This window comes from Aeromonas sp. 130281, assembly GCF_056642115.1.
Genome location: NZ_JBWVQS010000001.1, coordinates 258,531 through 276,217, shown reverse-complemented (window position 1 = coordinate 276,217; position 17,687 = coordinate 258,531). Strand labels below are relative to the sequence as shown.

General features: G+C 61.9%; 19 protein-coding genes. 6 read left to right on the top strand and 13 right to left on the bottom strand.

The features are described 5' to 3' along the window. Nucleotides 1-78 precede the first annotated feature (78 nt). Both AC1IN8_RS01260 and AC1IN8_RS01255 read left to right on the top strand, forming a co-directional pair. Nucleotides 79-954: a CvfB family protein gene (locus AC1IN8_RS01260; protein WP_202045516.1), complete on the top strand. Its 876-nt coding sequence runs from the start codon at nucleotides 79-81 to the stop codon at nucleotides 952-954. 1 nt (nucleotide 955) lies between these two features. Beyond that, nucleotides 956-1,267 (top strand): DUF1289 domain-containing protein, encoded by a 312-nt coding sequence (locus tag AC1IN8_RS01255; RefSeq protein WP_139438362.1) that lies wholly within the window; start codon nucleotides 956-958, stop codon nucleotides 1,265-1,267. Nucleotides 1,268-1,312: 45 nt separating this feature from the next. Here the strand turns inward: AC1IN8_RS01255 and AC1IN8_RS01250 are convergent, their stop codons facing one another. The 6 genes from AC1IN8_RS01250 to minC all read right to left on the bottom strand — a co-directional run bounded on the left by AC1IN8_RS01250 (nucleotide 1,313) and on the right by minC (nucleotide 5,013). Beyond that, nucleotides 1,313-1,636 (bottom strand): HI1450 family dsDNA-mimic protein, encoded by a 324-nt coding sequence (locus AC1IN8_RS01250; protein ID WP_005331685.1) that lies wholly within the window; start codon nucleotides 1,634-1,636, stop codon nucleotides 1,313-1,315. A 287-nt stretch (nucleotides 1,637-1,923) separates the two neighbouring features. Next, nucleotides 1,924-2,631, bottom strand: a complete 708-nt coding sequence (gene mtgA, locus AC1IN8_RS01245) for a monofunctional biosynthetic peptidoglycan transglycosylase (RefSeq protein WP_265436934.1) — start codon at nucleotides 2,629-2,631, stop codon at nucleotides 1,924-1,926. Nucleotides 2,632-2,684: 53 nt separating this feature from the next. Further along, complete coding sequence (locus AC1IN8_RS01240) at nucleotides 2,685-3,011, bottom strand: HI1450 family dsDNA-mimic protein (RefSeq protein WP_041205707.1); 327 nt, start codon at nucleotides 3,009-3,011, stop codon at nucleotides 2,685-2,687. 179 nt (nucleotides 3,012-3,190) lie between these two features. After that, nucleotides 3,191-3,460 (bottom strand): cell division topological specificity factor MinE, encoded by a 270-nt coding sequence (gene minE, locus AC1IN8_RS01235; protein ID WP_010674646.1) that lies wholly within the window; start codon nucleotides 3,458-3,460, stop codon nucleotides 3,191-3,193. Nucleotides 3,461-3,462: 2 nt separating this feature from the next. Then, nucleotides 3,463-4,275, bottom strand: a complete 813-nt coding sequence (minD, locus tag AC1IN8_RS01230) for a septum site-determining protein MinD (protein ID WP_005331693.1) — start codon at nucleotides 4,273-4,275, stop codon at nucleotides 3,463-3,465. Between the two features lie 18 nt (nucleotides 4,276-4,293). After that, complete coding sequence (minC, locus tag AC1IN8_RS01225; protein WP_139438360.1) at nucleotides 4,294-5,013, bottom strand: septum site-determining protein MinC; 720 nt, start codon at nucleotides 5,011-5,013, stop codon at nucleotides 4,294-4,296. 106 nt (nucleotides 5,014-5,119) lie between these two features. Between minC and AC1IN8_RS01220 the strand changes: the two genes are divergently transcribed. Next, nucleotides 5,120-5,398: a YcgL domain-containing protein gene (locus AC1IN8_RS01220; RefSeq protein ID WP_139438357.1), complete on the top strand. Its 279-nt coding sequence runs from the start codon at nucleotides 5,120-5,122 to the stop codon at nucleotides 5,396-5,398. Further along, nucleotides 5,398-6,357 carry a lytic murein transglycosylase gene (locus AC1IN8_RS01215; RefSeq protein ID WP_479757759.1) on the top strand — a complete coding sequence of 320 codons (960 nt, stop codon included), beginning with the start codon at nucleotides 5,398-5,400 and terminating at the stop codon, nucleotides 6,355-6,357. Before AC1IN8_RS01220 ends, AC1IN8_RS01215 begins: the two co-directional genes overlap by 1 nt. A gap of 254 nt (nucleotides 6,358-6,611) precedes the next feature. Here the strand turns inward: AC1IN8_RS01215 and AC1IN8_RS01210 are convergent, their stop codons facing one another. The 3 genes from AC1IN8_RS01210 to ppnP form a co-directional block, all read right to left on the bottom strand. Further along, the gene (locus AC1IN8_RS01210) at nucleotides 6,612-7,982 is read right to left on the bottom strand and encodes an L-serine ammonia-lyase (protein ID WP_205641818.1); all 1,371 of its coding nucleotides are present in this window, start codon (nucleotides 7,980-7,982) and stop codon (nucleotides 6,612-6,614) included. Nucleotides 7,983-8,268: 286 nt separating this feature from the next. After that, nucleotides 8,269-9,651 (bottom strand): L-serine ammonia-lyase, encoded by a 1,383-nt coding sequence (locus AC1IN8_RS01205; protein WP_429159591.1) that lies wholly within the window; start codon nucleotides 9,649-9,651, stop codon nucleotides 8,269-8,271. A 166-nt stretch (nucleotides 9,652-9,817) separates the two neighbouring features. Next, nucleotides 9,818-10,102 carry a pyrimidine/purine nucleoside phosphorylase gene (ppnP, locus tag AC1IN8_RS01200; protein ID WP_162519273.1) on the bottom strand — a complete coding sequence of 95 codons (285 nt, stop codon included), beginning with the start codon at nucleotides 10,100-10,102 and terminating at the stop codon, nucleotides 9,818-9,820. Nucleotides 10,103-10,371: 269 nt separating this feature from the next. Here ppnP and AC1IN8_RS01195 point away from each other — a divergent pair, with 269 nt between their 5' ends. Next, complete coding sequence (locus AC1IN8_RS01195; RefSeq protein ID WP_479757758.1) at nucleotides 10,372-11,616, top strand: dicarboxylate/amino acid:cation symporter; 1,245 nt, start codon at nucleotides 10,372-10,374, stop codon at nucleotides 11,614-11,616. Nucleotides 11,617-11,710: 94 nt separating this feature from the next. On the opposite strand, the gene AC1IN8_RS01190 is transcribed toward AC1IN8_RS01195, so the two are convergent. Beyond that, on the bottom strand, nucleotides 11,711-12,109 hold the full coding sequence (locus AC1IN8_RS01190) for a MerR family transcriptional regulator (protein ID WP_005325128.1): 399 nt from the start codon (nucleotides 12,107-12,109) through the stop codon (nucleotides 11,711-11,713). Between the two features lie 132 nt (nucleotides 12,110-12,241). Here AC1IN8_RS01190 and AC1IN8_RS01185 point away from each other — a divergent pair, with 132 nt between their 5' ends. Next, nucleotides 12,242-13,405 carry a thiolase family protein gene (locus AC1IN8_RS01185; RefSeq protein ID WP_479757757.1) on the top strand — a complete coding sequence of 388 codons (1,164 nt, stop codon included), beginning with the start codon at nucleotides 12,242-12,244 and terminating at the stop codon, nucleotides 13,403-13,405. 99 nt (nucleotides 13,406-13,504) lie between these two features. On the opposite strand, the gene AC1IN8_RS01180 is transcribed toward AC1IN8_RS01185, so the two are convergent. The 3 genes from AC1IN8_RS01180 to AC1IN8_RS01170 all read right to left on the bottom strand — a co-directional run bounded on the left by AC1IN8_RS01180 (nucleotide 13,505) and on the right by AC1IN8_RS01170 (nucleotide 17,637). Further along, a complete protein-coding gene (locus AC1IN8_RS01180) occupies nucleotides 13,505-14,728 on the bottom strand; it encodes an EAL and HDOD domain-containing protein (RefSeq protein ID WP_479757756.1) in 1,224 nt (407 codons plus the stop codon). A 114-nt stretch (nucleotides 14,729-14,842) separates the two neighbouring features. Continuing rightward, a complete protein-coding gene (locus AC1IN8_RS01175) occupies nucleotides 14,843-16,099 on the bottom strand; it encodes an OmpP1/FadL family transporter (RefSeq protein ID WP_479757755.1) in 1,257 nt (418 codons plus the stop codon). A 251-nt stretch (nucleotides 16,100-16,350) separates the two neighbouring features. Further along, on the bottom strand, nucleotides 16,351-17,637 hold the full coding sequence (locus tag AC1IN8_RS01170) for an outer membrane protein transport protein (protein ID WP_139438331.1): 1,287 nt from the start codon (nucleotides 17,635-17,637) through the stop codon (nucleotides 16,351-16,353). Between the last annotated feature and the right edge of the window lie 50 nt (nucleotides 17,638-17,687).

Here is a 17,687-nt window from a genome sequence, read left to right as displayed (position 1 = left end):
GAGCCCTTGTCCTCCCTCAGCCGGCGACAGGGGCGATGCGCACTATTACGGGCCATGAACTGCAGGCCCATCCGGATATTGAAAGAAGAGATCACCATGTTACAGATTGGCAAGATGAACACCCTCACCGTCGTTGAGCTCGAAGACAGAGGCGCCTGGCTGGCCGCGGGGGAATATGGCGAGCTGCTGCTGCCCAGGCGTCAGCTGCCGGAAGGCGTCGCCGAAGATGGCGAGGTGTCCGTCTTTCTCTATCTGGACGCGGATTGCGAGCCGGTGATCACCACCGACAAGCCCTTTGCCATGGTGGGTGACATCGTCGGCCTCAAGGTGGTCAACGCCAACAAGATCGGTGCCTTCCTCGACTGGGGCATGAAAAAGGATCTGTTCGTGCCAAGCCGCGAGCAGAACAAGCCGATGCAGGTGGGCCATGTCTACCTGGTGCACCTGATGCTGGACAACGAGGGACGCATGGTGGGCACCAGCCGCCTGGAGCGCTTCCTGCGCGTCGATCCCCCCTTCAAGGCCGGTGACGAGGTGACTGCGCTGCCGGGGGAACATACCCCCCTCGGCATCAAGGCCGTGGTCAATGGCCAGTACTCCGGCATGCTGTTCAAGAACGAGGTGTTCGGCCGCCTGATGACGGGCCGACCGCTGACCGCCTGGGTCAAGCAGGTCCGTGAGGATGGCAAGCTGGATCTGACCCTGCAAAAACCGGGGCAGGATCGGATGGATGATGCCGGCGGCCGTATTCTCACCCGCCTGCAGAAGCAGGGCGGCAGCCTGGCGGTGGGGGACAAGAGCGAACCCGAGCTCATCTACAAGATGTTCAACATGAGCAAGGGCACCTTCAAGAAGGCCATCGGCGGGCTCTACAAGCAGGGCAAGATCGTCATCGAAGACAACTGCATCACGCTGGTCGCCGCACAGACCGGCACGGCGCAGGACGGCGAATAAGGTGCCGAGTCCCTGCATCGGCGACTGCCGGGCCAAGGACGGGCTCTGTCTCGGTTGCGGCCGCACCCTGACCGAGATAGGCCAGTGGTCCGCCATGGACAGCGAGGCCCAGCTGGCCCGCATGGCCGAGCTGGATGGCACGCGCCGCACCCACCAGTGCCCAGGATGCGGCGAGCCGGCGTTTTGCGCCGTCTCCGCCGGTGAGCCCATAGCGCGTTGCTGGTGCAGCCAGCTGCCCGCGCTGCCCATGAGCGAGGCGAGCGCCTGCTGGTGCCGCCGCTGTCTGGCCAAGGCTATCGCGGCTCGCCCCTGAAGGGATAAAACGCAGAGACGAAAAAGGCGCCAGGGGCGCCTTTTCTTATGCCTGTTGCTGGCGGTGCCAGCGAACATGGACCTCGTGTTCGCTCTGATCCCGCGGCAGCAGGAAGGTGGCGTAGATCACCTCGAACTCCTCCTGATGATCCAGCAAGCCGACCCACACCTCGGCCCAACGCTCCATGTCGACCGGCACGCCGAGCTCGGTCGACCAGTCGGCGTTGGGCAGGGTCGCCTCGACGGCGCCACGCTGCTCGAATTCGAGGGTGATGTCGACGATTTGTTCGGGGGCCAGCATGTCGGCGGCCTGCTCCAGAAACTGATCATAGGCCCACTCGACCAGCTGATCCGGGCTACGTTGTTCCATGAAATCACTCCAGATACGTCCAGGTTCGCCACTTTACCAATTATTGGGGATGGCGGCCAGCGCGTGAGGCCGGCAATCCCGTGCTGTCAAATGGCCGAAACAGGGGATAAGGTTAACAGAGCCGCCGCCATCCGGCGGCATCAAGAGGCATGTGGGCAGCATGAAGCGACGACAGCACAGGCGGCAGATCAAGCGGCGACGGGAGACCTGGTGGTGGCACTATCTGCCACTGCACCGGGAGGTCGTTGGCGGCCATCTGGGGCCGGCCTCCGATCCCGTCGACGAACCTAATCGGCCTCGTGTACCCGGTTCAGGGTGATCTGACCGAGTTGTCCCATCTGACGGCGGATCCAGGCCGAGCGCTGCTGCACATAGGGCGAGGGGGGCTTGACCCGGTAGCGCCAGGGATTGGGCAGGGCGGCGGCCAGCAAGGAGGCCTCGTAGCGGGTCAGGCGCGCCGCCGGTTTGCCGAAGTAGTGCCTGGCGGCGGCCTCTGCGCCATAGATGCCGGGCCCGAACTCCACTATGTTCAGGTACACCTCGAGGATGCGGGACTTGTCCCAGCCCAGCTCCATCAGCAGGGTGAACCAGGCCTCTATCCCCTTGCGCAGGAAGCTGCGATCGCTCCACATGAAGAGGTTCTTCGCCGTCTGCTGGCTCAGGGTGCTGGCGCCGCGCACCCGCCGGCTCTGCTGGTTGTGCTTGAGGGCCGAGCTGATGGCGTCCATGTCGAAGCCGTTGTGATCGGCGAAGCGCTGATCCTCGGCGGCGATCACCGCCAGCTGCAACTCCCGCGAGATGCGCTCGAGCGGCACCCAGTCGTGCTTGACCTCGGCCACCTTGGCGGGTGGAAACAGCGCCCGCTCGAGGCGCCAGGTCCACATGGGGGGATCGATGAAGCGCAGCAGCGCCACCGAGACGATGGAGCTGACCAGCGCCGCCAGCAGCAGTTTGCCGAGCCAGCCCAGCAGGCGGCGCCAGCGCGTCGGTCTCACGGGCTCAGGCTCTGAGTCCCACTCATAGTGACCGGGATCGTCGGGATCCGGAATTATTGGGGCAGCCATTCGATGTGGCAGAACTTCTCGTCGACACGGCGGGAGAGCAACATGCGGGCGAACAGGTGCTCATACTCCTGCTCGGCATTGCCAAGGCCAACCCAGATCTCGGCGTACTCGGCATCGCTCACGGCAAACCCCACGTCCGCTTCCCAGTCATCGGCGGGGTCGGTCTCCGCCAGCAGACCGCGGTCGTTGAACGCCTGGTTGAACAGGGCTATCTCCTGCTCGGGCAGGTTGTCCGAGGCCAGCTCCATGAAGAGTTCGAGGGCGGTATCGAGCAGTTCCTCGACGCTGTGCATTTCGTCATTCAAAGACATAAGAGCTGTGTTCCAGATGAGAGAGGATAAGTCCCGTCGGCAGGGCCGAGGGGGCGGGCAGTATTCTAGCTGGCCCCGCACGCCTTGGCGAGATGCCTCTGCGCCAGGCAATAAAAAACCGGATCCTGACAAAGGATCCGGTCTTCACTGGGGAAAAGGGTCACGCATGGGGCGTCAGCTCATCCCTTCTTCTGGTCGTCGGCGAAGGTGATGTTGAGCTCCAGCACCGACAGCTCGTCACTCTTCTGATCGAGCTGGACGGTGATCTTGTCCGGATCGATCTGCACATATTTACGGATCACGTCGAGGATATCCTGCTTGAGCTGGGGCAGGTAATCCGGCCCCCCTCTGGATGAACGCTCGTGAGCAACGATGATCTGCAACCGCTCTTTGGCCAGTTGTGCGGTGTTCTGTTTCTTGTTGGAACGAAAATAATCCAATAATGACATGTTTAACTCCCGAACAGTCGGCTAAAGAAGCCCTTCTTCTCTTCTTCCAGAAAACGAAAATCCTTGGTATCGCCCAGCAGGCGTGCGACGGCGTCCTCATAGGCCTGACCGGCATCGGACTCCTTGTCCAGAATGACCGGCTCCCCCGAGTTGGAGGCGCGCAGCACCGCCTGGGACTCCGGGATCACCCCGAGCAGTTTGATGGCCAGGATCTCCTGCACATCCTGCACGCTCAGCATGTCGCCACGGCTGACGCGGGTCGGGCAGTAGCGGGTCAGCAACAGGTGCTCCTTGATGGGGTCTTCCCCGCGCTCGGCGCGACGGGACTTGGAGGCCAGGATGCCGAGGATGCGGTCGGAGTCACGCACGGAAGAGACTTCCGGGTTGGTGGTGACGATGGCCTCGTCGGCGAAGTAGAGCGCCATCAGGGCGCCAGACTCGATGCCGGCGGGGGAGTCGCAGACGATGTAGTCAAACTTCATCTCCGCCAGCTGATCCAGGATCTTCTCGACCCCTTCACGGGTCAGGGCGTCCTTGTCCCGGGTCTGGGAGGCGGGCAGGATGAAGAGGTTTTCCGAGCGCTTGTCCTTGATGAGGGCCTGGTTGAGGTTGGCCTCACCGTTGATCACGTTGACGAAGTCATACACCACGCGCCGCTCGCAGCCCATGATGAGATCCAGGTTTCGCAGGCCAATGTCAAAATCGATGACCACTGTCTTGTGGCCACGCTGGGCCAAGCCGGTGCTCAGGGCCGCGCTGGTTGTGGTCTTGCCAACGCCACCTTTGCCCGATGTAACGACTATGATTCGCGCCATTCTCGCTTCCTTGTAACTCTATTTGATGCGGTCTATTCGGAGTTGTTCGTTGTCCAGCCGGATATGGACTGGCTCTTGTATCAGGCCTGCCGGCAGTGCGTCGCTGAGCTGGAAGGTGCCCGCGATGGAGAGCAGCTCGGCCTGCAATTGCTGGCAGTAAATGCGGGCAAGGGGATTGCCCTTGGCCCCCGCGATGGCTCGGCCACGCAGGGCGCCATAAATATGGATGCTGTCGTCGGCGATGACTTCGGCGCCAGGACTGACCGAGCCCAGCACCACCAGCGAAGTGCCGGCAGCATAGATCTGCTGGCCGGAGCGCACCGGCCCGACGTGGACCTTGCTCGGCTCCAGGGGGGCCTGAACCGGGGCGACCGGTGCCACCTCAACGGGTTCAGGCGCTGGCGCCACAGGCTCGGGGTCGGCCTTGCGGCTCTTGCCCGACACCATGACGGCCAGCCCGGCCGCCTTGGCCGCCGTCTTCATCACCTCATCCCGCGCCCCCGTGATGCCGACCAGCACGAAATCTTCCGACTCGACCAGCTCCCTGAGCTGCTCGAAATCGGGGATCTCGCTGAGGCGCTCCACATTGAGGACGAGGGGGGCACAATTAAAAAACTGGGGCGCCTGCGCGACCTTGGCCTCCAGCAGTTGTCGGATCCGGTCCGGATTGCCATCGCTGAGATGCAACACAGATATAGTGAAGGTGGTCCCTTTCAATTCGTTATCGCGTTCAACCATGAATCTTCCCCGAACCGAGACGGTAATACGTTATTGTTATTCAATTCCTGATGTTATAGTTTGCCACCACCAGAGGCAATGAACCCGTCGGATTATATCAATTTCCATGTTGTGTGCAGTCTATAAAAGTCGCAAAAAAGCCGAGACCTATCTCTTTATTGAAAGAAGAGAGGACTTTTCCCGTGTGCCAGAGGCACTGATGAGTACCTTCGGGCGCCCCGAGCTGGTCTTGATGACCAAGCTGGACCCGGCCAAGCCCCTGGGGATCGCCTCCACCGAGCGGGTGATGGCGGCCTTGCAGAGCCAGGGCTTCTACCTGCAGGTGCCCCCGCCACCGGAAAATCTGCTGGAGCAGCACAAGGCACAAATAAAGGGCACCCGCTGATGCAGGGTCGGCTGGCACTGTTATTGTTGAGCGCACTATTAAGTGCGCCCCTGCAGGCTGGCGTCGATTTTGACCATTATGTGACGAGTCTCAAACAGCAGGCTTTGGCGGCCGGCATCCAGCCTGCGACGGTAACGGCCGCCTTTGCGGAAATTCGCCTCATAGAGGCAGCCATCAAGCACGACAAAAATCAGCCGGAATTCAAACTGACCCTGGATTCCTATATTCCCCGCGCCGTGCCCCAATGGAAAGTCAAGCAAGCCCGGGCCTTATATCGCCAGCATCTGCCGCTGCTCACGAAAATAGGTGATGAATATGGGGTGCAGCCCCGTTTTATTGTCGCCTTGTGGGGCATAGAAACCAATTTCGGCAAACTCACCGGTAATTTCCCGCTGATCTCCTCCCTGGCGACCCTGGCCTGGGAAGGGCGACGGGAAGCCTTCTTCAAGGAGCAGCTGTTCGATGCCCTGCGCATCATAGAGCAGGGGCACGTGAGCCCCGCCGCCTTCAAGGGCTCCTGGGCGGGTGCCATGGGGCAGGTGCAGTTCATGCCCTCGTCCTTCCTCAAATACGCGGTCGATCAGGACGGGGATGGCAGGAAGGATCTGTGGGGCAATCTCGCGGATGTGTTTGGATCGGCAGCCAATTATCTGCACCAGAACGGTTGGCGCGAGGATCAGACCTGGGGCCGGCGGGTGAGGGTGCCTGAGGCCCTCAATCCTGCCCTGTTCGGGCTGGAGCAGCGCAAGCCGCTGTCGGCCTGGAAAGCCCTCGGGGTGCGGCAACTGGACGGCTCGCCGCTGCCCAACGCCGACATGCAGGCTTCCCTCATCCGGCCCGATGATGTCCATGGCCGCAGTTATCTTGCCTATGACAATTATCGGGTGCTGCGCCACTGGAACCGCTCCCCCTATTTCGTGGTGGCGGTCGGCACCCTGGCGGATCGGATAGTGGAATAAAAGCGGAATAAAAGTGGAATAAAAACGGAGTCAGAGCGGGAAAGGAGCGAAACAGGATGGCGGGCCAGGTCGCCGAACAAGATAGCAGAATTATCCCTTCAAGCTATGACATCCTGACGGATGAGCCGATCCCATCCGAATGAATTACCCCCTTCCTCTTTATTCTTCATGCCAGTGCGTCTGCCCTTGAGAAAATTCACAGACAAAAAAAGGCGGGAATCTCTCCCGCCTTGTTTGTATCTGCTGTCTGCCGCTTATTCGCAGGCAACCTGCATCACCTTGATGGCCAGGCCACCGCGGGAGGTCTCACGGTACTTGGAGTCCATGTCCTTGCCGGTGATGTACATGGTCTCGATCACCTTGTCCAGGGAGACACGGGGCTTGGAGGTGCGACGCAGGGCCATGCGCGAGGAGTTGACCGCCTTCATGGCGGCGATGGCGTTGCGCTCGATGCAGGGCACCTGTACCTGGCCGGCGACCGGATCGCAGGTCAGACCCAGGTTGTGCTCCATGCCGATCTCGGCCGCTTCACACACCTGCTCCGGGCTGCCGCCCATGAGCTCGGTCAGGCCGGCGGCGGCCATGGAGCAGGAGACACCCACCTCACCCTGGCAACCCACTTCGGCACCCGAGATGGAGGCGTTCATCTTGTAGAGCATGCCGACGGCGGCGGCGGCCAGGTAGAAGCGGGTGTATTCGTCGCGGCCGACCGGCTGGATGAACTTGTCGTAGTAGGCCAGCACGGCCGGGATGATGCCCGCGGCGCCGTTGGTCGGAGCGGTGACGACGCGGCCACCGGCGGCGTTCTCTTCACTCACCGCCAGGGCGAACATGTTGACCCAGTCGACGATGCTCATGGGGTCGTTGGAGAGATGCTCGTTGGTGGTCAGCTGACGGTAGAGGGGAGCGGCACGGCGCGGCACCCGCAGCGGGCCGGCCAGCACACCCTCGGTGCGGCAGCCGCGCTCTATCCCTTCACGCATGGTGGTCCAGATCTTGCCGAGCTTCTTGTAGATCTCTTCCGGGGTGTTGAAGCACTTCTCGTTCTCCAGCATCAGGGCGGAGATGGAGAGACCGGTCTGGCCGCAGTGGGCGAGCAGCTCGGCGGCGCTCTTGAAGGGGTAGTTGACGGTCATGTCGCCGCTGTCGGCCTTGCCGAAGTTCTCTTCGTCGACGATGAAGCCGCCGCCGATGGAGTAATAGGTCTTGCTGTAGATGGCCTCGTCTTCGATGAAGGCGGTCAGCTTCATGCCGTTCTCGTGCAGGGGCAGGGCCTCGTCATGGAACACCATGGCGCCTTTCGGGAAGCTGACGGTGTGGCAGTGCAGGCCGATGGGCAGGCGACCGGTCTGCTCGACCCGGGAGATGAATTCAGGAATGCCGTCGATGTCGACATTTTCCGGCAGGTTACCGGCCAGCCCCATGATGATGGCGGTGTCGGTGTGGTGGCCTTTGCCGGTCCAGGAGAGGGAGCCATAGACGTCAACCTGGATCCGGGTGATGTCACGGATCTTGCCGCTAGCACGCAGATCATCCACGAACTGTTTGGCAGCTTTCATCGGGCCGACAGTGTGGGAAGAGGAGGGGCCAACACCGATTTTGAAGATATCAAAAACGCTGATCATGTAACAATTACCTCAGGGTAGAAGGGGGCGCCATGCCCGCTCGCAGAAAGGGTGATCCATGGGACGGGTCTGTCGTCACAAAGGCCGGGAAACCAGATAACCGCAGTGTAACGGCTTCCTGCCTAAAAAAAGTTGAAATAGATCTATTTTTGTTGAATTGACGGCGCGAGTATAAAATTTATTTTGATGGTTATCCATTTTGTTAAGTGCGAGGCAAACGTTTTGCGAAAAAATACCCGGCCAGGCCGGGTATCTGAGGGTCATCTGAGATCGTTTTTACCCAGGCTTAACATTCGGTGATGTTGACGGCGAGGCCACCGCGGGCTGTCTCCTTGTACTTGGTCTTCATGTCGTTGCCGGTTTCCCACATGGTCCTGATCACCTTGTCCAGCGACACCTTGTGCTCGCCTGTGCCACGCAGGGCGAGGCGGGCGGCATTGATCGCCTTGACCGCTCCCATGGCGTTGCGCTCGATGCAGGGCACCTGCACCAGGCCGCCGATGGGATCGCAGGTCAAACCTAAGTTGTGCTCCATACCGATCTCGGCGGCGTTCTCGACCACGGCCGGACTGCCGCCCAGCAGCTCGGCCAGGGCACCGGCGGCCATGGAGCAGGCGACCCCCACTTCTCCCTGGCAACCCACTTCGGCCCCCGACAGGGAGGCGTTCTTCTTGTACAAGATGCCGATGGCGGCGGCGGTGAGGAAGTACTGCATCAGCAGCTCGTCATCCACCTTGCGCACGAAGCGATCGTAATAGTGCAGCACGGCGGGGATGATGCCGGCGGCGCCGTTGGTAGGGGCGGTCACCACCCGGCCACCGGCGGCATTCTCCTCGTTGACGGCCAGGGCAAACAGGTCCACCCACTCCATCACCATCAAGGGATCCTTGTTGAAGTTGGTCTCGCCGCAGAGCTGGCGATAGAGGGCCGGGGCGCGGCGCTTCACCTTGAGCCCCCCCGGCAACACCCCCTCGCTCCTGCAACCGCGCTCGACACAGCCCTGCATCGCCTGCCAGATCTTGCGCAGGCCCGCCTTTATCTCGGCTTCGCTGCGAAACACCTTCTCATTGGCCAGCATCAGCCCCGAGATGGAGAGACCGCTCTCCTGGCAGTGGGCCAGCAGCTGGGCCCCGCTCTCGAAGGGGTAGGGGACGGGGTGGGCGGCATCGAAGCGGGCGGCCTCTTCCCGGGCGTTGGCGAAGTGGCTCTCCTCTATGATGAAGCCGCCCCCGATGGAGTAGTAGGTCTGCTCGAACAGCAGGGTGTCGCCCTCATAGGCGCGCAGCGTCATGCCGTTGGAGTGGGCGGGCAGGGTCTTGCGCCGATTGAAGAGGATGGCGCCGACGCGGGGGAACTCGCTCGGTTGCTCCCCCCCCAGACGCAGGGTCTGGCTGTGCTCCACCTGAGCGAGGAAGGCGGGGATGGCCTCGATGTCCACGGATTCGGGTTCGAAGCCCGCCAGCCCCAGGATGATGGCCTTGCCGGTGCCATGACCCTTGCCGGTCTGGCCGAGGGAGCCGTAGCACTCGACCACGACGCGCCCGGTGCGGGAGAGGAGTGCGCTCTGCTTGAGGGTGTGCACGAAGGCGCAGGCTGCCCGCATCGGCCCCACTGTGTGGGAGGAGGAGGGACCAATCCCGATGGAAAACAGGTCGAAGACACTGATCATGACGTACTCCGATTATGGATTTCGTCTAAACATTGTAAATTTTTTGTAGTCGATGAAAAGGGGGGAAGCGACAGCCTGTGATGGCGGTGTGGAAATGGGGCAAAACAGGGGGATCAGGGGCGCCAGGAGGAGCGGATAGGCAGCTCATGGCACCCCTGCGGGGTTATCAGTCGAGGAACTCGCACAGGTAGGCAGTGGCTGTCTTCACTTCCAGCTTGAAGGAGGAGTGACCGGCCACGTCGAAGGACTCGCCCTGATGGTAGCTGTGCCATTCGTCTTCATCGGCCAGCTGGATGCGAAGGACACCCTTGACCACCGTCATCCGCTCCGGGGCGGCGGTGTTGAACTGGTACTCGCCCGCTTCCATCACGCCGACCGTGGCTTTCTCGCCTTTTTGCTCGAAACCGATAGATTTAACATTTCCGTCAAAATATTCGTTAACTTTCAGCATCTTTTCTTCCCTGTATGCACGTTTGCAGAGCCAAAGTAGCACATTATTTTGGCCATTGTCATGGTGAAACAGGGAAAAAACAGTGAGTTTCTTGTGGGTCTCAACTTTGTGAAAAACCATAAAAATTCGTTTCGTTCAGGGATCCCGATGTTAAACGGGTCATAAATATGAGATAAAGCGCGCCGCCAGAGCAATGGAGAGGATTTGACGCTCTGGGTGGTCATTTACGCTGCAAAAGTGTGAGTAATTGCTTAATAAAGGAACATTCTGTGTTGACAAAAGGATTAATTAAAAATATCGGCTTCCAGGTCGTGGTCGCCATGATCCTGGGGGCGCTGGTGGGTGCCCTCATGGGCGAGCAGGCGACCGTCTTCGCTCCCCTGGGTACGCTCTTCATCCAGCTGATCAAGATGCTGGTGATCCCGCTGGTGGCGGTCGCCATCCTGTCCGGGGCCGCCAATCTGGGGGCCAGCCCGGCCGCGGGCAAGATAGGGGTGACCACGCTCGCCTTCTTCCTCGGTACCTCCGCCCTGGCGGTGCTGCTGGCGCTGGTGATGGGTCAAGTCTTCAAGCCCGGTGTCGGGGTCGATTTCGGCTCCACGGCCGCCATGTTCTCCGGTGACTACGCCGACAAGGGCGTCCTGCCGGATGCCGTGGCTACCCTGCTTGGGATGATCCCGACCAATGTGTTCAGCGCCCTGAACGAGGCGAACATACTGCAGATCCTGGTGTTCTGCATGTTCCTCGGCATCGCGCTGGCCAAGCAGCCCCGCGAGCGCGCCAAGCCGCTGGTGGATGGACTCAACACCCTGGTTGACGCCTTCGTCTGGATGATCAACAAGGTGATGCTGATAGCCCCCATCGGGGTCTTCGGCCTGATGGCCGATGCCATCGGCACCTATGGCTTCGACGTGCTGACTCTGGTGCTCAAGCTGTTCGTGGTCTATGTCGCCGCCATCCTCATCTTCGGCTTCGTGGTCTACCCGATGCTGATCGCCTTCTTCTCCAACACGCCGGTACGCAAGTACTTCTCGGCGATGAAGAAGCCGCAGATCGTGGCCTTCTCCACCGCCTCGTCCATGGCGACCCTGCCGGTCAACATGGAGACCTGCGAGCACGATCTGAAGGTGACCAACGCCACCGCCTCCTTCGTGCTGCCGCTGGGTGCCACCATCAACATGAGCGGCAACGCCATCTATTACGGTCTGGTGGCCATCTTCTTCGCTCAGGTCTACAACATCGATCTCACCATGGGCGCCTGGGCGGCCATCATAGTCACCTCGACCCTGGGTGCCATCGGTCAGGCCGGCGTGCCGGGCCCGAGCTTCCTGGTGGTGGCCGTGCTGCTGGCGGCCGGCATTCCCATCGAGGGGCTGCCGCTGTTGTTCGCGCTGGATCGCCTGTTCGACATGATCCGTACCGCCCTCAACATCACCGGCGATGCGGCTTGCGCCATCATAGTCGATCGCTACAGCCCGGATTACGATCCGAACCGCTGGAGCAAGGAAGCCTGAGACCAGGCCCACTGCCATGAATGACAAGAGGGAGGCGCAAGCCTCCCTCTTTTTATTTGCCTCGGACCGGAATGGTCGTCCCTTCCTTGTCGACTCAGGGAGTCAGCTGGCCCAGCGCCTGCCGGCAGCGCTGCTCGGCGGCCTCCAGCTCCAGCAAGACCATCTGGATGTCTTCCAGCTGCTGCTGCAGCGTCTCCCGCTTGTCAGCCACCAGCCCCAGCATGGTCTGCAGCTGGGAGCGGCTGCTCTTGTCCGCGTCATAGAGATCGAACAGCTCCCGGATGTCCGCGAGGCTGAAGCCCAGCCGTTTGCCACGCAGGGTCAGCTTGAGGCGCACCCTGTCCTGACGGCTGTAGATCCGGGTCTGTCCCTGGCGCGTCGGGTTCAGCAGGCCCTGATCCTCGTAGAAGCGGATACTGCGGGTGGTCACATCGAATTCACGGGCCAGCTCGCTGATGCTGAAGGTCCGGGCGTCATCCTTGGATTTGGTCATAGGGCTGTCTTGGCTGTCATCTGGTTGTCAATGCAGGCTGGCACCTTACCCAAACGTCAACTTCCCCGCAAGTCTTGTTCCGGGGACGGCGGCGGCATATGTTATCCCAATGTAACAAGGAGAGTGCGATTGATGGATATAGTGATTGTGGCGGCCAAACGTACCCCCATGGGGGCCTTTCAGGGGGCCTTGAGCGCCTTGAGTGCACCCGAGCTCGGCGCCTGCGCCATCCGCGCCGCCCTGGCGGCGACCGGAATAGACCCAGCCCGGGTCGATGAGGTCTATCTGGGCAATGTGCTGAGCGCCGGGGTCGGGCAGGCACCGGCCCGCCAGGCGGCACTCAAGGCCGGGCTGCCGGACAGCGTGCCCTGCACCACCATCAACAAGGTGTGCGGCTCCGGCATGAAGGCGGTGATGCTGGCGGCAGACGGGCTGCGGCTGGGGGAGGTGGATGTGGTGGTGGCGGGCGGCATGGAGAGCATGAGCCGGGCCCCCTATCTGCTGGACAAGGCGCGCAGCGGTTTTCGCATGGGCCATCAGAGCGTGCTGGATCACATGTTCCTCGACGGCTTGCAGGATGCCTACGAGGGGCAGCTGATGGGCCACTACGCCCAGCTGAGCGCGGACAGGGCCGGGCTGACCCGGGCCGACATGGATGCCTTCGCCATCGCCTCCCTGGAGCGGGCCCTGGCGGCGCAGCGAAGCGGCGCCTTCGGGGCCGAGCTGGCACCCGTGATGGCCGGGGGCACCCTGCTGCTGGCCGACGACGAGCAACCGGGCAAGGCCAGGCCCGACAAGATACCGACCCTGAAACCGGCCTTCAGCAAGACGGGCACCATCACGGCGGCCAATGCCAGCTCCATCTCGGACGGGGCGGCGGCACTGGTGCTGATGCGGGCCGAGACCGCCGAGCGCCTGGGCTTGCCCGTGCTGGCCAGGGTGGTGGGCTACCAGAGCCATGCCGCCCTGCCAGCGGAGTTTACCAGCGCCCCCGTGGGGGCCATCGACAAGCTGCTGGCCCGGGTGGGCTGGTCGGTGGAGGAGGTGGATCTGTTCGAGGTGAACGAGGCCTTCGCCATGGTGAGCATGCTGGCCATGGCGGGGTGCCAGATCCCCCATCACAAGCTGAACGTGAACGGAGGCGCCTGCGTCCTGGGCCATCCCCTGGGGGCGAGCGGCGCCCGCATCCTGGTCACCCTGATCCATGCCCTGCAGGCGCGGGGCCTGCGGCGAGGGGTGGCGAGCCTGTGCATCGGCGGCGGGGAAGCGACCGCCATGGCCATCGAACTGGGCTGAAAAGTTTCCCCCGACGGCGCTTGCCGATAAATGCACAACGTCCCTCTTGCGGGGACGTTGTCATTTCCGGAGATGGATAGGTGAGCGCGGGGAGTGGGTTCAGTCCGTCCCTTCCATGGCCTGGAGCTGCTGATTGACCCAGGTGGTGGCGGCCAGATAGAGGTGGCTGACCTTCTCTTCATTGAGCCCCAGGCGGGCTGTGCTGGCGGCAATCCGCTGCCAGTTGGCCTTCTCGTACTCTTCACAGAACGCCAGATAGAACCCCAGATTGCCCTTGCGCTCCAGCAGGGCGGCGCGGATCTCGGCGGTCAGGGGTATGGTGCCGAGCAGCTGATCCAGCGGTTGCCCCATCAGTACGTCCAGCAGGGAGAAGAGCCCGGTGATGAAGGCTTGCTGCGCCTGCTGGGTGGGGGCATGGGTCTGTGCCAGCAGCTCGCAGAAGCGGGCCCGGATGAGGGACATCTGGTAGAGCTCGGCACTCTTGTCGTGACCGGCGCTGGTGGCGGCGATCAGGGCCACGAAGCGCTTGAGCTGGGCGTGCCCCAGGGAGCTGGCGGCCTGGCGAAACGAGGCGATGGGCTGGGGAAAGCGCTTGAGGTGGTTGACGTAACGCAGCAGCTTGAGGGAGAGGGAGAGATCCTGGTTGAGCAGCTGCTCTATCTTGTCCAGATCCGGCTCGGCCTGATTGACCACCTTCAGCAGCTGCATCACCACCAGCTGGGTCGGGGGCATGGTGGTTTGCTGCACCATCTGGGGCCGACTGAAGAAGAAGCCCTGGAACAGCGACACTCCCAGCGCCTTCATCCGTTCAAACTCGTCCTTGTCCTCCACCTTTTCGGCGAGGTAGGTGAGCGACAGGTGGCTATGGGTCAGCATGAACCGCTCGATGCTGGCGAGCGGCGTGGCCCGCAGATCGAACTTGATGATGTGGATGTAGGGCAGGAACCTGTCCCAGGCCGGGACCAGGGTGAAATCATCCAGCGCCAGCCGATAGCCCAGCCCGTGGAGCTGGATCACCTTGTCCAGCAGGGCATCGTCGGGCTCGGCATCTTCCAGTATCTCGATCACCACCTTGTCCTGGGGCAGGCACTCGGCCAGGCCGTCCAGCAGCAGGGAGTGAGGAAAGTTGATGAAGCAGGGGTGGCCGCCAAGTAGCTGATCGATGTTCTGTTGCAGGAACTGCTCCGTCACCAGTCGGGAGGTGGCCAGCTGGGCGGAGATGGGGGGAAACACATTATCCAGGCTGTCGCGAAACAGCAGCTCATAGGCATGGGTCTTCAATTCCCGATCCAGGATGGGCTGCCTTGCTACATAGGAATACATGCATTTCTCCAGCATGGGTGAAGGCTTGATTCTATGGTGAAGCGGATCACTATGCCAGTGCCGACCGGGTCGAAAGGGTCAGCAACTGGCATAGTGTTGCCAGGGGGGGCGGGATCAGAAGAGGTAGTTGAGCTGCAGACCGGCCAGCCAGGCGTCCCCTTCCGAGGAGCCCTGGAAGGTGGAGGTGGTTTGCGCCATCCCGGGTTTGAGCTGCATGGTTTCGCTCACCTCGACCTTCTTGCCGTCGATCAGGGTCAGCCCCAGATCCAGCGACAGGTTGCTGTCTATCTGGTAACCCACCCCGGCGCTGTACCACACCCGATCCGAGTCCGGGATGGAGATGGTGCGGCGATCGGCGGGAACCGGGCTGCGATCGTAGGCCAGGCCGGAGCGCAGCTGCCACTTCGGAGCCAGCTGATAGGTCAGGCCGAGGGCGTAGCGCCAGCTGTCTTCCCAGTGCTCGTCCTTGATGTGCATGGTGCCATGGTGATCGAGTTCGGACTCGAGCTGGACGAACTTGCTCCAGTTGGTCCAGTTGATGCTTGAATGGATCGCCAGGGTCGGGGTCAGCTGATGGAACAGGGCCAGCTCCGCGGTGGCGGGCAGGGGCAGATCCAGACTGCCGGTGTCGGTGAAGGTACGGCCCAGCAGATCGGTGCCGACGGCATCCCCGGAGAGGGTCAGGTTGACGTCATGGCGATAGGAGAGGCCAAGGCGGGTGGCAGGGGACAGCTCCAGCAGGGTGCCGAGATGCCAGCCAAGGGCCCAGCCATCCCCCTTGAGGTGCTTGGCAATCTTGTTGTTGGAGGGGAAGGTGCCGCCCACTTCCCCTTCGCCCTGAATGGCGGAGAGGCCGGCGCCGACCGACCAGTGCTGGTTGATGCGATAGGCCAGGGAGGCGCCGAGATCCACCGTCTTGATGTCGGAGACGTTGCCGAAGTGACCGGCGTTGTAGTTGTCCGGCATCTGGACGCCGAGGCCATAGTAGGAGGTCGCCGCCAGCCCCAGCCACCATTGATCATTCAGGGGCAGGATGAGATAGGCGTTGGGCACCCAGGCACCGTCCGCGATGTCGTTGGCGCTCGCATCCAGGGTCACCGGGCCCTGGGTGGTGGGGACCCGGGTCACCCCCTCGATGTTGACGTCAGGCTGGATATGGATGACGCCGCCGGAGAAGGCGGTGCGCTCGAAACGGGTCATGGCGGCCGCATTGCGGGCGAGCACGCTGGCGTTGTCGGCGATGGCTGCCTCCCCGGCGAAGGCACGGCCCATGCCGGTGGCCGATTGTTCCGCCAGCTGGAAACCGGCCGCCAGGACCTGGCCAGGCAGCAAGATCAGGGCGATGAGGGAGGGCTTGATGGTCGACTGCATTGCTTTTCCTCGGGATGAACTGAGGGTTCATTCTGTGATTCGGTTGGGGGCGGGATTTTATATGGTATGACCAGTAAGGCAACGGGGGCGGGGGCCGAGCGGGCAAAACGGGATTAAATGCTGGAGCGATTGCTTATAACAGCTTGATAAAAAACAAAAAGAGTACAGCTGTTTGCTACAGCTGTGCGCCGAAATGGGAATGTCGCATAAAAAAAGAGCGCCCGGAGGCGCTCTGTTTGATCGCGATGAAATCAGAATTTCATGTTGAACTGGGCGGACGCCAGGAAGGCGTTGCCGTGGGAGGTGCCCTTCCAGCGTACCGGATCGGTATGGCTGGTCAGACCTTCGTTCACGTCCACTTCCTTGCCGTCCAGATAGGCCATGCCGAAATCGACGCTCATGTCCTGATCGATGTGGTAGGTGGCGCCGGCGCTGTACCAGACACGGTCGGAGTCAGGAATGCTCAGGCTGCGGTATTCCGGCTCGATCGGGCTGTTGTCGTAGGCGAAGCCGATACGGGCTTCCCAGGACGGGTTGACGTACCAGGTACCACCGATGGCGTAGCGGGCGGAATCCTTGAACTTCTCGTCTTTTTGCAGGCAGACCCCACCGGCACAGGCGTTGCTGGTGGCCTTGAGCTCCTGGAAGGCGCTCCAGTCGGTCCAGTTGACGGAGTAGTGCACCGCGAACTGCTGGTTCAGACGGTGGTAACCGGCGAACTCGGCCTGGGCAGGCAGATCCAGCTTCAGGTTGCCATCGACGGTCCGGTAACCGGAGGTCAGCCCCTTGAAGTCGCCGTCAAAGCTCAGATCTACCTGGGAGCGGTAGGTCAGTGCCAGGCGGTTGCTGTCGTTGATCTCGTACAGGGCGCCGACGTTCCAGCCAAAGCCCCAGGTATCACCCTTGAGGTGGGCGATGGCGGTGTCGCTGTTGTGAACGATACCGGTTCTGGCGGTCAGGCCCGGAGCCAGGGCACCGGCATAGCGGTTCAGCTCGGCCTGGGCATAGACGGCATTGATGCCCGCACCCACGCTGAAGTTGGAGTTGATGCGGTAGGCGATGTTGGGGTTGATGTTGAAGGTCAACAGCTCAGTATCACCGGCACCGGCACCGGCCGGGAAGGTCTTGGAGTACTCGGTGGAGAGACCGTAGTTGGAGAAGAGGCCAATCCCCCAGGCCCACTGATCGTTCAGGGGCTGGATGAAGTAGGTGGCCGGCACGAAGGCATCGGGGGCGATGTCGCTCTCGCTGGCCGATGCCAGCTTGGCCGGACCGGCATAGATGTCACCCGCGACATCCACGTCGGGCTTGATATAGGTACCGGAAACAGACAGTGCCATCTTGTCGAAGGTGGTCATGGCGGCCGGGTTGCGGGACAGCACGGCCGCGTTGTCGGCGATGGCTGCTTCACCGGCATAGGCGCGGCCCAGACCGGAAGCCGAGTGTTCGTTCAGCTGGAACGCGGCGGCGAAGGTCTGAGTGCTGGCCAGGGTGACGGCCGCGGCGATCAGGCTTTTCTTGAAAAAGGCAGTTGTCATAGTGTTCTCTCTTTGTAAGCAGATTTTCTGTCGATATCAGGGCTCTTTGG

What these genes read in the sequence shown, in the direction of transcription:
- AC1IN8_RS01250 (WP_005331685.1), bottom strand. Translation starts at nt 1,636, where the DNA reads ATGGAACAACGTAGCCCGGATCAGCTGGTCGAGTGGGCCTATGATCAG.
- AC1IN8_RS01240 (WP_041205707.1), bottom strand. Translation starts at nt 3,011, where the DNA reads ATGTCTTTGAATGACGAAATGCACAGCGTCGAGGAACTGCTCGATACC.
- minE (WP_010674646.1), bottom strand. Translation starts at nt 3,460, where the DNA reads ATGTCATTATTGGATTATTTTCGTTCCAACAAGAAACAGAACACCGCA.
- minD (WP_005331693.1), bottom strand. Translation starts at nt 4,275, where the DNA reads ATGGCGCGAATCATAGTCGTTACATCGGGCAAAGGTGGCGTTGGCAAG.
- minC (WP_139438360.1), bottom strand. Translation starts at nt 5,013, where the DNA reads ATGGTTGAACGCGATAACGAATTGAAAGGGACCACCTTCACTATATCT.
- AC1IN8_RS01220 (WP_139438357.1), top strand. Translation starts at nt 5,120, where the DNA reads ATGTTGTGTGCAGTCTATAAAAGTCGCAAAAAAGCCGAGACCTATCTC.
- AC1IN8_RS01215 (WP_479757759.1), top strand. Translation starts at nt 5,398, where the DNA reads ATGCAGGGTCGGCTGGCACTGTTATTGTTGAGCGCACTATTAAGTGCG.
- AC1IN8_RS01210 (WP_205641818.1), bottom strand. Translation starts at nt 7,982, where the DNA reads ATGATCAGCGTTTTTGATATCTTCAAAATCGGTGTTGGCCCCTCCTCT.
- AC1IN8_RS01205 (WP_429159591.1), bottom strand. Translation starts at nt 9,651, where the DNA reads ATGATCAGTGTCTTCGACCTGTTTTCCATCGGGATTGGTCCCTCCTCC.
- ppnP (WP_162519273.1), bottom strand. Translation starts at nt 10,102, where the DNA reads ATGCTGAAAGTTAACGAATATTTTGACGGAAATGTTAAATCTATCGGT.
- AC1IN8_RS01190 (WP_005325128.1), bottom strand. Translation starts at nt 12,109, where the DNA reads ATGACCAAATCCAAGGATGACGCCCGGACCTTCAGCATCAGCGAGCTG.
- AC1IN8_RS01185 (WP_479757757.1), top strand. Translation starts at nt 12,242, where the DNA reads ATGGATATAGTGATTGTGGCGGCCAAACGTACCCCCATGGGGGCCTTT.
- AC1IN8_RS01180 (WP_479757756.1), bottom strand. Translation starts at nt 14,728, where the DNA reads ATGTATTCCTATGTAGCAAGGCAGCCCATCCTGGATCGGGAATTGAAG.
- AC1IN8_RS01175 (WP_479757755.1), bottom strand. Translation starts at nt 16,099, where the DNA reads ATGCAGTCGACCATCAAGCCCTCCCTCATCGCCCTGATCTTGCTGCCT.
- AC1IN8_RS01170 (WP_139438331.1), bottom strand. Translation starts at nt 17,637, where the DNA reads ATGACAACTGCCTTTTTCAAGAAAAGCCTGATCGCCGCGGCCGTCACC.